Source organism: Phocaeicola sp. GP0067, assembly GCF_031119655.1.
GTDB lineage: Bacteria > Bacteroidota > Bacteroidia > Bacteroidales > Bacteroidaceae > Phocaeicola > Phocaeicola vulgatus.
In genome coordinates this window covers 44613-58325 of the sequence record NZ_JAVHZY010000001.1, presented here as the reverse complement: position 1 = coordinate 58325, position 13713 = coordinate 44613, and the positions used below count along the sequence as shown (strand labels likewise).

The following is a 13713-nucleotide window of genomic DNA, read 5'->3' as shown; positions in this document are numbered from 1 at the left end:
CTAAAAAATATGAGAAGAGCGATATTTCCGGGAACCTTTGATCCTTTTACCATCGGTCATTATTCGGTCGTGAAGAGAGCGTTGACTTTTATGGACGAAGTGGTGATCGGCATCGGTATCAATGAGAATAAGAAAACTTGGTTTCCTACAGAGAAACGAGTGGAGATGATCGAGAAACTTTTTGCGGATGATCCCCGGGTAAAGGTCGATGCTTATGATTGTCTGACCATTGACTTTGCCCGAGCTAAGGAGGCGCAGTTCATTGTTCGTGGTATCCGTACCGTACACGATTTTGAATATGAGGAAACTATAGCCGATATCAACCGGAAACTGGCCGGAATAGAAACGATTCTGTTGTTTACGGAGCCGGAACTAACCTCTATCAGCTCTACGATTGTAAGAGAATTGTTGCAGTTTGGCAAAGATGTGACGCCATTCTTGCCTGAAGGAATGAAAATAGACTGACCATGAAATATACTATGTATTTTGCAGGCTTGATTGCCTGCTTTTTTTCTATCGTAGCCGCACAGGCTCAGGAGAGTAAATTTCTGAATTCTCCGGCACGTAAGTTGCAACTGGCGGAATTTGCCATTGCCAATCTTTATGTAGACGAAGTCAATGAGGGAAAGCTGGTGGAAGAAGCTATCGTAAAAATGCTGGAGCAGCTTGATCCTCATTCTACCTATTCTGATCCGGAGGAAGTGAAGAGAATGAACGAGCCGTTGCAGGGAAACTTCGAAGGTATCGGTATACAGTTTAATATGGCGGAGGACACTTTGCTGGTGATACAGCCTGTATCGGGCGGACCGTCCGAAAAAGTCGGTATTCTGGCCGGTGATCGTATCGTCATGGTGGAAGATACGCTGATAGCCGGTGTAAAGATGAGTACCGAGGATATTATGCGTCGTCTCCGTGGTCCTAAAGATTCAAAAGTGAATCTGAAAATACTTCGCCGAGGGGTGAAGGAACTGCTCCCCTTTACGGTGAAAAGGGATAAAATACCTGTTTACAGCCTGGATGCTTCCTATATGATTAAAGATAAGATCGGTTATATTCGTATCAACCGTTTTGCCGCCACTACCCATGAGGAGTTCAAGAAAGCGCTGACCGGGTTGCAGAAGAAAGGAATGAAAGACTTGATTCTTGATTTGCAGGGCAATGGCGGGGGGTATTTGAATGCTGCTATCGATATTGCCAATGAATTTTTGGGTAAAAAGGAACTGATTGTCTATACGGAGGGCCGTCGTAATCCTCGTAGCGAGTTTTTTGCCAAAGGTACGGGCGAGTTTCAGAACGGTCGTCTGATGGTATTGGTTGATGAATTTTCGGCTTCTGCCAGTGAGATTGTGACCGGAGCTGTTCAGGATTGGGACAGAGGAGTTGTTGTGGGCCGGCGCAGTTTTGGTAAAGGCTTGGTGCAGCGTCCCATTGATTTGCCGGACGGTTCGATGATCCGTCTGACGGTGGCCCGCTATTATACGCCTGCCGGACGTTGTATCCAGAAACCTTACGAGAGCATTGAAAAGTATAATGAAGACCTGATAGACCGTTATAATAAAGGAGAAATGATGAGTGAAGACAGCATCCACTTTCCGGATTCACTGAAGTTCAAGACTCATAGGTTGGCCCGTACGGTATATGGTGGCGGAGGGATCATGCCCGATTATTTTGTGCCGATTGATACGACTCTCTATACTAAATACCATCGTCAGTTGCGTGATAAAGGAGCATTGATGAAAGCTCATTTCCATTTTATTGATGCCCATCGTAAAGAGTGGCTGGGCAAATACAAGACTTTCAATGAGTTCTACAAACGTTTTGAAGTGACTCCGGATATGTTGGCACAACTGGTTGCTACCGGCAAGGAGATGGGAGTGGAATATAATGAAGAAGAGTATCAAAAGGCCCTGCCTCTGCTGAGGTTGCAGATGAAAGCATTGATAGCCCGTGATTTATGGGATATGAATGAATATTATCACGTCATTAATGACGCGAATGAAAGTATCAGGAAAGCGCTGGAACTGTTGGAGCAACCGGACTTTGAGGGGCTGCTGTTGAAAAAGCGATAGTCAAGACTTTATATTAACTGCAGGGGCGCATAGTTGCACTCCTGCAGTTGTCTGAAAAACTTCTGCTGTGTCTTCTTTTAGGTGTGGAATAATTTTCCAACCATCACTTTATCTGTCTCCCGAACAGCACCTTATTCAGCCATCGGTTCACATACACGTTCACGAAAGCACATCCTACTCCGATAGCGGCTCCTGCCACTACATCACTGGGATAGTGCACCCCTTGGTTCATCCGGGCAAACCCTACTCCGCAAGCCCATACGGCTGAAGGGGCGATAACATACCACTTAGGATAAGTGATGGAGAGTGAGGTGGCTAAAGAAAAAGCTGCCGCAGTGTGTCCTGAAGGGAATGACGGACTATCGGCATCCGGTGCTCCGTATGCATGAATCTTATCCGGATACTTTACAAAAGGCCGGTCACGACCTATTATATGTTTGGCGGCGTATGTAATCCCCACTGCTTCAATCACACTGGTTCCTATGTAAATGGCATCTTTCAGCATCGGCTGGTCTTTTTTTATCAATGCATAGAGTCCCATGGCTGTAGGTATTCCTACGGGTAGAATCACTCCGCTAGCGGACAATCCGCGGCTCAGTCCGTGTACATCCCATCGGTTGATGGTTTTCAACGTATTGATGTCTATATTTTGTGCGCTGAGGCTGAATGTAAAACAGGCTGTCAGTATGAGAAAAATAATCCTTTGGCGTTTCATTTAGTTTGGCATTTGTTCAGTGCAAAGATAGGAAAATAATGTAATTCGCATTTACCCTTCCCCGAATTAAAGAATAATTTCCATAATTCCTTGTATTATCGCTAGAATTCCTTTACTTTTGCATCGTGAATACACAGCTTTTAACAGAATTTTTAGTTCTAACAATTAAATAATTTAAATTCAATCATTTATGTGGTTAAGTAATTCATCTATTGGAAGGAAAGTGGTGATGAGTGTCACAGGTATCGCCCTTGTCCTGTTTCTGACGTTTCACATGGCGATGAACCTTGTTGCGCTCTTCTCGGAAGATGCTTACAACATGATTTGTGAATTCTTGGGAGCTAACTGGTACGCGTTGGTTGCAACTGCCGGGCTGGCTGCTCTGTTTGTAATTCACATCATCTACGCTTTCTGGTTGACCATGCAGAACCGTGCAGCTCGCGGTAGCGAACGTTATGCAGTGAACGTTAAACCTAAAACTGTGGAATGGGCATCTCAGAACATGCTTGTCCTGGGTATTGTTGTCATTGCCGGATTGGCTCTTCATTTTGCCAATTTCTGGTACAAAATGCAGTTTGCCGAAATTATCGGTGTTCATGATTTGGGCGCATTCGGTCCTACAGACGGTGCCGCTTACATTCGTGAAACATTCGGATGCCCTGTATTTACAGTGCTTTACCTCATTTGGTTAGCAGCTTTGTGGTTCCACCTGACTCACGGATTCTGGAGTGCTTTGCAGACTTTGGGCTGGAGCAATAAAATCTGGTTCGAGCGTTGGAAGACTATTGGTAACATCTACTCTACTTTGGTAGTTCTTGGTTTTGCAGCAGTAGTCGTTATCTACTTCGTGAAATCACTCGCTTGTGGTGCTTGCTAATCGTAAATTGTAAATGATAAAATTGTAAATGAATATGGCTACTATAGATTCTAAAATTCCTGAAGGCGCTTTAGCCGAGAAATGGACCAATTATAAAGCTCATCAAAAATTGGTAAACCCTGCCAACAAACGTCGTCTTGACATTATTGTGGTAGGTACCGGTTTGGCAGGTGCTTCGGCTGCTGCTTCACTGGGTGCTCTGGGTTTCAAGGTATTAAACTTCTGTATCCAGGACTCTCCCCGTCGTGCACACTCTATCGCTGCACAGGGAGGTATCAATGCTGCTAAGAATTATCAAAATGATGGTGACTCTGTTTACCGTCTTTTCTACGATACAATCAAAGGTGGTGACTACCGTGCACGCGAAGCTAACGTTTATCGTCTGGCCGAAGTGTCAAATGCTATCATCGACCAGTGCGTAGCTCAAGGTGTTCCTTTCGCTCGCGAATACGGTGGTTTGCTGGATAACCGTTCATTCGGTGGTGCTCAGGTATCACGTACATTCTATGCCCGCGGTCAAACCGGACAGCAGTTGTTGCTGGGTGCTTATTCTGCATTGAGCCGTGAAGTTCAGCGTGGTAACGTGAAGTTGTACACTCGTTATGAGATGTTGGACGTTGTGCTGATTAAGGATAACGAAGGTGTGGAACGCGCCCGTGGTATCATCGCCCGTAATTTGGTTACAGGTAAGATTGAACGTTTTGCAGCTCATGCGGTAGTTATCGGTACCGGCGGTTATGGTAATACTTACTTCTTGTCTACCAACGCTATGGCGTCAAATGGTTCGGCTGCTATGCAGGTTTACCGCAAAGGTGCTTACTTTGCCAATCCTTGCTTTGCACAGATCCACCCGACTTGTATCCCTGTACACGGTGACAAGCAGTCTAAACTGACTTTGATGTCCGAGTCATTGCGTAATGACGGACGTATCTGGGTTCCGAAAAAGCTGGAAGATGCCAAGGCATTGCAGGCAGGAACTAAGAAACCGACCGATATTCCTGATGCAGACCGTGACTTCTACTTGGAACGCCGTTATCCGGCATTCGGTAACCTGGTTCCCCGTGACGTTGCTTCACGTGCTGCGAAAGAACGTTGCGACGCCGGTTTCGGTGTGAACAACACAGGTCTGGCCGTATTCCTTGACTTTAAATACGCTATCGACCGTCTGGGTGAAGATGTAGTTCGTGCCCGTTACGGTAACTTGTTCGATATGTACGAAGAAATCACTGACGAAAATCCGTACAAGACTCCGATGATGATATTCCCGGCTATCCACTATACGATGGGTGGTATCTGGGTTGACTATGAACTGATGACTTCTATCAAGGGCTTGTATGCTATCGGTGAAGCTAACTTCTCTGACCACGGTGCAAACCGTTTGGGTGCATCTGCATTGATGCAGGGATTGGCTGACGGTTACTTCGTATTGCCTTATACTATCCAGAACTATTTGTCAGACCAGATTCAGGTTCCCCGTTTCTCGACAGACCTTCCTGAATTTGTGGCTGCCGAAAAGGCTGTAAACGATAAGATCCAGAAACTGATGAATATCAAGGGTCATCGTTCAGTAGACTCTATTCACAAGGAACTGGGTCACATCATGTGGGACTTCGTAGGTATGGGACGTACCAAGGAATCTTTGACTACTGCTCTGGCTAAACTGAAAGAAGTAAGAAAGACCTTCTGGAGCGACCTTCGCATTCCGGGTGAAGCTAATGAATTGAATGTGGAACTTGAAAAGGCAATCCGCCTGGCTGATTTCATCGAAATCGGTGAGCTGATGGCTTACGATGCATTGAACCGTGAGGAATCTTGTGGTGGTCACTTCCGTGAAGAACACCAGACTCCGGAGGGTGAAGCGCTTCGTCACGATGACAAGTTCTCGTATGTAGCTTGCTGGAAATACACAGGTGAAGGAAAAGAACCCGAATTGATCAAGGAAGATTTGAACTATCAGTTCGTTAAGGTTCAAACTCGTAACTATAAGTCTTAATTATTAATTGTATAGAAATCATGGATAAAAATATAAGTTTCACACTGAAAGTTTGGCGTCAGAAAGGTCCTAAGGATAAAGGACATTTTGATACCTTCCAAATGAAAGATATTCCGGGTGATACCTCATTCCTGGAAATGATGGATATCTTGAACGAGCAGCTTATCAATGAAGGTAAAGAACCTATCGTATTCGACCACGACTGTCGTGAAGGTATCTGCGGTATGTGCTCTATGTATATCAACGGACATCCTCACGGACCTGCTACAGGTGCTACTACCTGCCAGATTTATATGCGTCGTTTCAAAGACGGTGACACCATTACTGTTGAGCCTTGGCGTTCTGCCGGTTTTCCGGTAATCCGCGACTTGATGGTAGACCGCAGCGCATACGACAAGATTATGCAGGCGGGTGGTTACGTGTCAATCAATACCGGTGGTATTCCTGACGCTAACGCAATTCCTATTGCAAAACCTATTGCCGATGAGGCTATGGATGCTGCTGCATGTATCGGTTGTGGTGCTTGTGTTGCTGCATGTAAGAATGGTTCTGCTATGTTGTTTGTTTCTGCAAAGGTCAGCCAGTTGGCACTGTTACCTCAAGGTAAAGTGGAAGCTGCACGCCGTGCGAAAGCTATGTTGAGCAAAATGGATGAACTGGGCTTTGGTAACTGTACAAACACTCGTGCTTGTGAGGCAGAATGTCCGAAGCTGGTTTCTATCAGCAACATTGCTCGTTTGAACCGTGAATTTATTGCTGCGAAGCTGAAAGACTAATTACGGTTAGTTTTACTTGATATTTGAGAGTGCCCTGCCTTTTGGCGGGGCATTTTTTTTATAATTATGTATTGGGTGAAGTTTCTTCCTTTTCTTTTTTACGGATGTTTCTGGGAGAGTCGCCAAAGGACTTCTTACAGAAGTTGGAAAAATGTGAGAGAGATTCAAATCCATGTCCAAAGCAGATTTCGGAGATGGAAGCATCTGTATAGCGCAATTGGTAAAGGATACTTTCTTTGCGCTGTTTCATCATCCATTCATAGGCCGGTTCGTTGAAGATGGCTTTGAAAATGCGGCGGAAGGTGGTGACGCTGTAGCCGCCCAGTTGTGCGAACTCCTCTACGGACTTTATTTGTTTGTGGTGCTTTAATATGAAATATTCAAAACTGCTGGTGTATTGGGATAGGCTGTGTACAACAGGAGATAGCTCATAGTCTGTGTAATAGTGCGCCAACAGATAATAAAGTTCTTTACGCTTGAATTCGAGCAGCTCTTTACAAATTTTGTCTGCATTCAGATAGGAAGCAACCCCTTCAAGGAAAAGCTTTATTTCGGGCTTTATTTTCAGTGGCTCGGAGATGAGTGGCGGAGGCACGTTTTTCAATATATAGGTATAGCGGTCATAGCAGAAGGCTTTAGGGTCATCAAATGTGTACAGAATACCTTCCGAGTCTGTCATGGCCAGTATTTCCACTTTTGATGCGATAGCTTGCAGCACAAATTCTCCGGAATTAATGATGGTTCCGGCATATTCTTCACTATTGATTAATATTTGACCTTTGAGTAAGAAAAATAAAATATTGGTTTCACACTTATGTGGGGGTAAGTGGAAACCTTTTTTGTTATGTGTGTAATGGATGCTGTTCTCCACTGCTTTAGGGCATTGGGTACAATCCATCCTTTCATTACAGGGCAGACCAGACATATATAGATGTTAGAAACGCTTGTGTTCTTTTGGTTGATTTGACAAATGTAGGTCAAATATGGATAATTTGCAATAAGTTTCAGGAAAAAGACCGAAGAATCCTGTTTCCACTTGTTTGTCTTCTGCCGTTACGGAAAACGATAGCCTGTGGGCGTGAGCATAGAGGGCTAAATTTGTGTGGCCAAACAAAAAGAAGTTGCAATTGTTGGGAAAGTAGCAGAAAGAAAGTATCTTTGTGTGTATCCATGGGGAGGTATACCGGCTAAAACAGCATAGATTATGGAATTTGTAGTATCATCCTCCAATTTCTCCGGTATCATTGGCGAGCTGCATAACTATCGCATATACTTTTTGAGGACGGTTGATTGACAACAGGTAAAAATGCTCCGCAAATGAAATCGCAAATCATGGTGGGGATGATACGGTGTTTCATTGCGGAGCAGGAAATTGCTATGTTCTTATCAGGAGATTATAATTTCATTGATTTATAAGCTTGCTGAGGGATCTTATGATGCAGGGTTTTTAGGAGTTTGCTCGTTATCAGTAGCATCCCAATTTTCATCATATGTTGTATTTACACTCATTTCTTCTGCACCAACCGGTAAAGTTAGTATATAACGGATACTTTGTCCGTTGGTCCATTCTCTGGTTAAGGATACTTCTTTTGAGTCATTAAAGAATGTTGCATTATCCTTCTCTGTTTTATACTTGACTATGATTTTTGCATCAGTAAGAGATTGTGGGTACAGCATTAATGAATTATCATTTTGTGTATAATCATAAATACCATCTTTGGCTGTTACGGTATTATCGAATGTATAGCTATAGCCACTAGCAGGTGCACTTCCTGTTATATTCCAATTTCCACCTTTTCCTTCGGTTCCTCCGAATGTATATGTTGCAGTACCGCCTTTGGCACCGGTGACAGTTATGCTTTCAACTGTGTAAGTATAGCTGCTATCAACTAGTTTCACAGCAAAGTTTATACGGGTGAGGATGTGTTGGAATGTAAGATTTAATGTATTATCACTTGGCTTGGTTACATCTTTGGAATAAGCCACTATAATATCTTTTTGATCGGCTGGGGTGTCAGGAAGAGTATAACTGATAGTAGGATAAGCGTTAGAACTAGCAGGGGCTGTATAGGTTACATCATTGGTATACCCAAAAAATTGCATTTCTGTGATAGGCCAGTAAAAAGTACCACTTGTTGTTGCCCAGCTACCTTGACCTCCTTTATATTCTATACCATCCATATAAGCATTACCCCATCCTGAAGTTGCAATATCATTGCTTTTAACTATATAGGCATGTAATTTAAACGACGTGAAACTGCTATTGCTTGTAACAGCGGCTCTTGAACTCTTTTTGACAATTGTGTTTACTCCTATTTCATTTTTACTTTTTGGAGTTCCATTGTCAATACCATCAATTTCATTCTGTGAGCAACTTGTGATTGCCAGTGCAGCTAAAGCTGCAAATAAAATCTTCTTCATATTCTGTGTGTTTTAAGTTAATAATTCTATGACTCTTTATTTTATATCTTAACCAACCGGTAATTCCACATTCGTTTCATCGTCCCAGTCACTAACGTTCCCATCAAATCCACCGCCACTTTCATCTGGAGGAACCTCTACATCATCCACTACAATTTTCTCGTCATCCGGAAGCTCAATCTCTATCTCGGACTCTTGAGGTTTTTCATCACCTTCTCCCGGCTCGTCTTTAGGAGGTTTTACCGCTTCCGTTATTTCCACTTTCGCTTCTTGTCTGGAACCATCCACCCTTACTATGATCAGATTCAGAAACTGAGTGATATCAGCTCTTGCCTGCGTCAGTTCGGGATGTCCGAAACAGGTGAAACTCCCTTTTATAACCCCATTCCCTTTACCGGTTTCACAATAAATGGGAGCGAAGCGGCATAAGCCGGCTCCTTTACCTAAATGGTAACATTCAGCCATTCCGGAAACACTGCCAATGATCGATGAGACATTTTTCAGCCCCTCTGTCTTTATTGAAAAGATGTAAGTGGTTACCACAGATTTTGGTCTTACCTCTAGTGTCGGTAACTCTTCTCCTTTTCCTATTTCTACATCGTCCAGGGTTGCCACATAAAAATTATCCGGTCCCCATACCATGTTTTCTGTTTCGCTGTCGCCCAATCCCGTGCAGTTTCCTGTACACGCCATTATCGTTTCGTAACTGTCTTCGCCTTTTACTTGCACTACTTCGGTGTCATAATTGTAAATCACTGCCAAGTAATGCCCCGGGGGCACTTTCATTTCTCCGCCTTTTGCCGGCAAGTAAGTATCAATCTTTCTTCCTTGGGTGTCCTTGGGATAGAAAATAACCCGGACTCCTTCCGGCAGACGGCCGGTTACTCCTTCCCAATCCAAACGGATATTTATTCCTGTTACGGGATAATCGTCCAGAATCTCGCGTCGGCTGCATCCCACTAAAGTCAATAGTGAAGATAAAAGTACAAGAGCTACGTACCTTGTCTTTTTCATTTTCTTCCTCTCTTCTTTGTTATCACCCATACCAACGAAATTTTTGCTTTCGTAGGGCCTATAAAGGTGTAATTCCCGCTACTCATCCAAACTAGTGACCCTTCATAGGGAGTGTACTTTTGATATTCCGTGGTCAGGTAGCCTATGCCCAGGCTGAATTCCAATGCCAGATGCCGTGACACTGAAGTGGAATATCCATAAGTGAATCCTGCCGCACCGTAATATTTACCTTGGTAGCCGTCTCCTTTAAACTGAAAGTCGTAGATACCTCCTTCGGCATACAATCCAAAGAAATGTCCGTTCAACCGGTGATGCAGTTCACGGTTGCCCAGCCAGTAGCGGCTTTCTATTCCTCCCGAAATCAGCTGGTAGCAGATTTCTTTGCTACTGTTGGACCACCAGGGGCTTTTATATTCCAGGTTCACTGACCACCGCTTTCCTACAGGAATTTCTATTTCTATATTAGGCGCCAGTGCCAGGTCGTACAATAAATTATTTTTCAGTGCAAGCACTGTGTTGCCGGCTGTCTTGTCTCTTCTTGCTGCCTTTTCTTTGGGCTTTTTCCCCGTTTTGCTTTTGTCTCTTTTTCCTTTTCTGCCTTTGTTACTGTTTTTTCTGTTTCTGTTATTACTTGTCTCCTTTCCTTTTGTGGGAGTGCTTGCACCGCCATTGGCGCAATGGTCGTTTCCCTGTCAATCGGAATGAATTCAGTTTCTTCTATCATGGCCGCCTGTTCCGTGGAGGAGTTTTTTCCTTCCTTTTCTTCCGGATAAGACAGGCAGACTCTTATTTTTGTCCGTCTGAGCTCCGGTAGCAGCTGGTTGGAAATATATTGATAAGGTATGCCGGCATCCAGATGTTGCAAGAAATCTTGCATTTTTACAGGATTGTCATGGTGATAATCTATCAATGCCAATACATCCTCCCGGTCGGGGACCAGCCTGTCGTCCGTTATCAGTTTCCGTAAGGCATCCCCGTATTCTTCTCCTGTACGGATACAGATTTGGGCGGCATTGACTTGCGGATATTTCCGACATAAGAACGCTTTTACTTCCTCGCTTCTTTTTAGGCCCGGCGCTATGTCCGGTTCTTTTTTTCCGTTATATGAATCCGGTGAAACCAGAATAATGGAATAAAGATGTCTGCTGCGGGCAGGATGGGCAAGCAGGGAATCCAATGTTGCCAGCGTTTTACCGTTTCCTTGGTAATCCTTGTCCGCCTGTCGGGCCTTCAGGTCAAAATAGAGCATCATGTCCAATATGGTATCTTTGGGATTTTCGTACTCTGTCGTCCGGGCATAAGTGCTATTGGTCAGTAGGCACAAAAACACAAATATGCTGAATATAGTAGTGCGTTTTTCCATGGATTACCATTATGTGTGGAGCAAATATAGGTGATAAAATCTGAAAAAAAACGTATTAAATGTTCTATTTTCGGACGTGAAAGGGTTAGTGAAGCGATTGGACAGAATTTGCAAGTTTGGGCAGCCGGATAATGAGAAGGGCAGGGAAGCTTACTTTTATTTGGAGTGAATAATCAGAGGAATACTTTCTTTTTGCTTTTTACTTTCCAATGGACAGAAATGAACGGTCTTATCATATGGATAGGGCAATGTTTCATATTCCTTTTTTAATCCGTGTTTTTCAATCTAATTGTAATGTTGTGTGCGAAAACGGTTGTATTTGTGAAATAATACTAAATGAAAAGCGAAATTGAACTAAATATTTGGAGAAAATGAGTGTAAGTTGTACATTTGTCATGTGATTTTTTTCATAGTATTAGATTTAAGGTTAACAAAGGTTGGAGCAAAGCGTTGCTCCTTTTCCTTTTTTAAGCCCTTCGCTTTTGTTCTTTTCCTGCCTGTCAAGTTTCCTGTCTTTTAAAATATTCAGCTTCTTGTTTTCATCCATCGGATTTTATGTTATCTTTGTGTCAATGTAATTAATTGACAATCTAAATGAAAAGACACGCAAACCTTTTATGCTTGGGAGCTGCTGTTGCATTACTGAATGCCTGCGCTCCAGCTGTGAATGCTCCTGAACCTGTTTTCCCCATTCCTGAAAAGAAACAGGTGGATTGGCAGAAAATGGAGACATACGCTTTCGTACATTTCGGACTGAACACGTTCAATGATCGTGAATGGGGATATGGAGATTCCGATCCTGCTACATTCAATCCTGTCAAACTGGACTGCGAACAATGGGTGAAAACCTTTGTGGCGGCAGGGATGAAAGGAGTTATCCTTACGGCAAAACATCATGACGGATTTTGCCTGTGGCCTACGGGGCTGACCGAATACTGTATCCGTAACACGCCTTATAAAGACGGAAAAGGGGATATAGTGCGTGATCTTTCGGAAGCTTGCAAGAAGTATGGTATAAAATTCGCTGTCTATCTCTCACCGTGGGACAGGCATCAGGCCAATTATGGAACTCCGGAATATGTGGATTATTTCTATCGACAGTTGTACGAGTTGCTGACCAATTATGGTCCGGTGTTTGAAATCTGGTTTGACGGGGCCAATGGCGGTGATGGCTGGTATGGCGGAGCAAAAGATTCCCGTACCATAGACCGGAAGACTTACTATGACTATGCGCGTGCCTATGAAATGATTGACAAGTTTCAGCCGCAAGCTGTTGTATTCTCGGATGGCGGTCCCGGATGCCGCTGGGTAGGTAACGAGAATGGATTTGCCGGAGCGACAAACTGGTCTTTCTTGCGTGCCGGAGAGGTTTATCCGGGATATCCTAAGTATAGGGAACTGCAATACGGACATGCGGACGGCAATCAGTGGACGGCTGCCGAGTGTGATGTGTCTATCCGTCCGGGCTGGTTTTATCATCCGGAGGAGGACGACCGGGTGAAGACGGTGGAGCAATTGACAGACCTTTATTACCGCAGTGTGGGACATAATGCGACTTTATTGCTTAATTTCCCCGTAAACCGGGATGGATTGATTCACCCTACAGATTCGGCGAATGCTGTTGATTTTTATAAGAATGTACAGAAACAGTTGGCAAACAATCTGTTGAAAGGTGTTCTTCCGATAGTTTCCAATGAACGGGGTGGAAAATATACGGCAAAGGCGGTGACGGATGGAGAGTATGATACATATTGGGCTACGGAGGATAGCGTCACATCGGCTGTTATCGAGTTTGAATGGCTGGCCCCGCAGAAGGTAAACCGTATGCTGTTGCAGGAATACATTCCGTTGGGACAGCGTGTACAGTCCTTTGTGGTGGAATATAATAAGGAAGGGGAGTGGCTGCCTGTGAAACTGAATGAAGAGACTACTACAATCGGTTATAAACGTTTGCTTCGTTTTGAGACTGTCACTACGGACAAACTTCGCGTGAACTTTGAGAAATCACGCGCCTGCCTGTGTATCAATAATATAGAGGCTTATTATGCAGGAGAAACCCTTGATGTGTTTACAGCAAAAGCGGAGGAACTGAAAACATATCCGTTTACATTGCCGAAGGTAGATGAAGCGGAAGCCGGAAAATGTGCGGATAAAGATGCCGCCACTACTTGCTTTGTGGACGGCAATACGCTTCTGGTGGATTTAGGTACGGAACAGACTGTTTCTTCTTTCCATTATTTACCCGACCAGAGCGAGTATAACAAAGGACTGATAGCTGCCTATGAGATTTCAGTCGGCACGGAAGCCGGTGCGGTGAACCAGGTGGTGAGCAGCGGGGAATTCTCGAACATCAAGAACAATCCGATTCTCCAATCGGTCTACTTCAGTCCGGTAACAGCCAGATATGTGCTGTTGAAAGCAGTGCGGATGGTGGAAAATGACGGACCGATGGGCTTTGCCGAACTAGGAGTGCAATAACCATGCA

General features: G+C 44.0%; 10 protein-coding genes and 1 pseudogene. 6 read left to right on the top strand and 5 right to left on the bottom strand.

Translation table 11 applies throughout. The annotated features are described in order from the left end of the window. The first annotated feature begins 9 nt into the window (after positions 1-9). Together coaD and RE317_RS00205 are read left to right on the top strand one after the other, a co-directional pair. A complete protein-coding gene (gene coaD / locus RE317_RS00210) occupies positions 10-465 on the top strand; it encodes a pantetheine-phosphate adenylyltransferase (protein ID WP_005849847.1) in 456 nt (151 codons plus the stop codon). Positions 466-467: 2 nt separating this feature from the next. Then, entirely contained in the window at positions 468-2069 is a 1602-nt protein-coding gene (locus RE317_RS00205; protein ID WP_005843878.1) for a S41 family peptidase, read from the top strand. Positions 2070-2172: 103 nt separating this feature from the next. Here RE317_RS00205 and RE317_RS00200 read toward each other — a convergent pair whose 3' ends face one another. Next, the gene (locus RE317_RS00200; RefSeq protein WP_008666413.1) at positions 2173-2784 is read right to left on the bottom strand and encodes a phosphatase PAP2 family protein; all 612 of its coding nucleotides are present in this window, start codon (positions 2782-2784) and stop codon (positions 2173-2175) included. Positions 2785-2974: 190 nt separating this feature from the next. On the opposite strand from RE317_RS00200, the gene RE317_RS00195 reads away from it, so the two are divergent. The 3 genes from RE317_RS00195 to RE317_RS00185 are packed head-to-tail and all read left to right on the top strand — an operon-like array spanning position 2975 to position 6430. Continuing rightward, entirely contained in the window at positions 2975-3661 is a 687-nt protein-coding gene (locus tag RE317_RS00195) for a succinate dehydrogenase/fumarate reductase cytochrome b subunit (RefSeq protein WP_005843874.1), read from the top strand. 34 nt (positions 3662-3695) lie between these two features. Then, positions 3696-5654, top strand: coding sequence for a fumarate reductase/succinate dehydrogenase flavoprotein subunit (locus RE317_RS00190; protein WP_005849842.1), 1959 nt, complete (start codon positions 3696-3698; stop codon positions 5652-5654). 20 nt (positions 5655-5674) lie between these two features. Beyond that, positions 5675-6430 carry a succinate dehydrogenase/fumarate reductase iron-sulfur subunit gene (locus RE317_RS00185; RefSeq protein WP_005843870.1) on the top strand — a complete coding sequence of 252 codons (756 nt, stop codon included), beginning with the start codon at positions 5675-5677 and terminating at the stop codon, positions 6428-6430. Positions 6431-6494: 64 nt separating this feature from the next. Here RE317_RS00185 and RE317_RS00180 read toward each other — a convergent pair whose 3' ends face one another. From RE317_RS00180 to RE317_RS00165, 4 genes and pseudogenes are all read right to left on the bottom strand, one after another. Continuing rightward, complete coding sequence (locus tag RE317_RS00180; protein ID WP_005849840.1) at positions 6495-7355, bottom strand: AraC family transcriptional regulator; 861 nt, start codon at positions 7353-7355, stop codon at positions 6495-6497. Between the two features lie 506 nt (positions 7356-7861). Further along, complete coding sequence (locus RE317_RS00175; protein WP_303266131.1) at positions 7862-8851, bottom strand: fimbrillin family protein; 990 nt, start codon at positions 8849-8851, stop codon at positions 7862-7864. A gap of 48 nt (positions 8852-8899) precedes the next feature. Next, positions 8900-9895: a DUF5119 domain-containing protein gene (locus tag RE317_RS00170; protein WP_016271062.1), complete on the bottom strand. Its 996-nt coding sequence runs from the start codon at positions 9893-9895 to the stop codon at positions 8900-8902. Beyond that, positions 9862-11228, bottom strand: a pseudogene (locus tag RE317_RS00165) (DUF3575 domain-containing protein). Before RE317_RS00165 ends, RE317_RS00170 begins: the two are co-directional and overlap by 34 nt. A 594-nt stretch (positions 11229-11822) precedes the next feature. Between RE317_RS00165 and RE317_RS00160 the strand changes: the two are divergent. Continuing rightward, a complete protein-coding gene (locus RE317_RS00160) occupies positions 11823-13706 on the top strand; it encodes an alpha-L-fucosidase (RefSeq protein ID WP_118430210.1) in 1884 nt (627 codons plus the stop codon). The last annotated feature ends 7 nt before the right edge of the window (positions 13707-13713 follow it).

Coding starts and splice junctions, on each gene's coding strand:
- RE317_RS00180 (WP_005849840.1), bottom strand. CDS start 7,355: ATGTCTGGTCTGCCCTGTAATGAAAGGATGGATTGTACCCAATGCCCT.
- RE317_RS00205 (WP_005843878.1), top strand. CDS start 468: ATGAAATATACTATGTATTTTGCAGGCTTGATTGCCTGCTTTTTTTCT.
- RE317_RS00190 (WP_005849842.1), top strand. CDS start 3,696: ATGGCTACTATAGATTCTAAAATTCCTGAAGGCGCTTTAGCCGAGAAA.
- RE317_RS00170 (WP_016271062.1), bottom strand. CDS start 9,895: ATGGGTGATAACAAAGAAGAGAGGAAGAAAATGAAAAAGACAAGGTAC.
- RE317_RS00200 (WP_008666413.1), bottom strand. CDS start 2,784: ATGAAACGCCAAAGGATTATTTTTCTCATACTGACAGCCTGTTTTACA.
- coaD (WP_005849847.1), top strand. CDS start 10: ATGAGAAGAGCGATATTTCCGGGAACCTTTGATCCTTTTACCATCGGT.
- RE317_RS00195 (WP_005843874.1), top strand. CDS start 2,975: ATGTGGTTAAGTAATTCATCTATTGGAAGGAAAGTGGTGATGAGTGTC.
- RE317_RS00185 (WP_005843870.1), top strand. CDS start 5,675: ATGGATAAAAATATAAGTTTCACACTGAAAGTTTGGCGTCAGAAAGGT.
- RE317_RS00175 (WP_303266131.1), bottom strand. CDS start 8,851: ATGAAGAAGATTTTATTTGCAGCTTTAGCTGCACTGGCAATCACAAGT.
- RE317_RS00160 (WP_118430210.1), top strand. CDS start 11,823: ATGAAAAGACACGCAAACCTTTTATGCTTGGGAGCTGCTGTTGCATTA.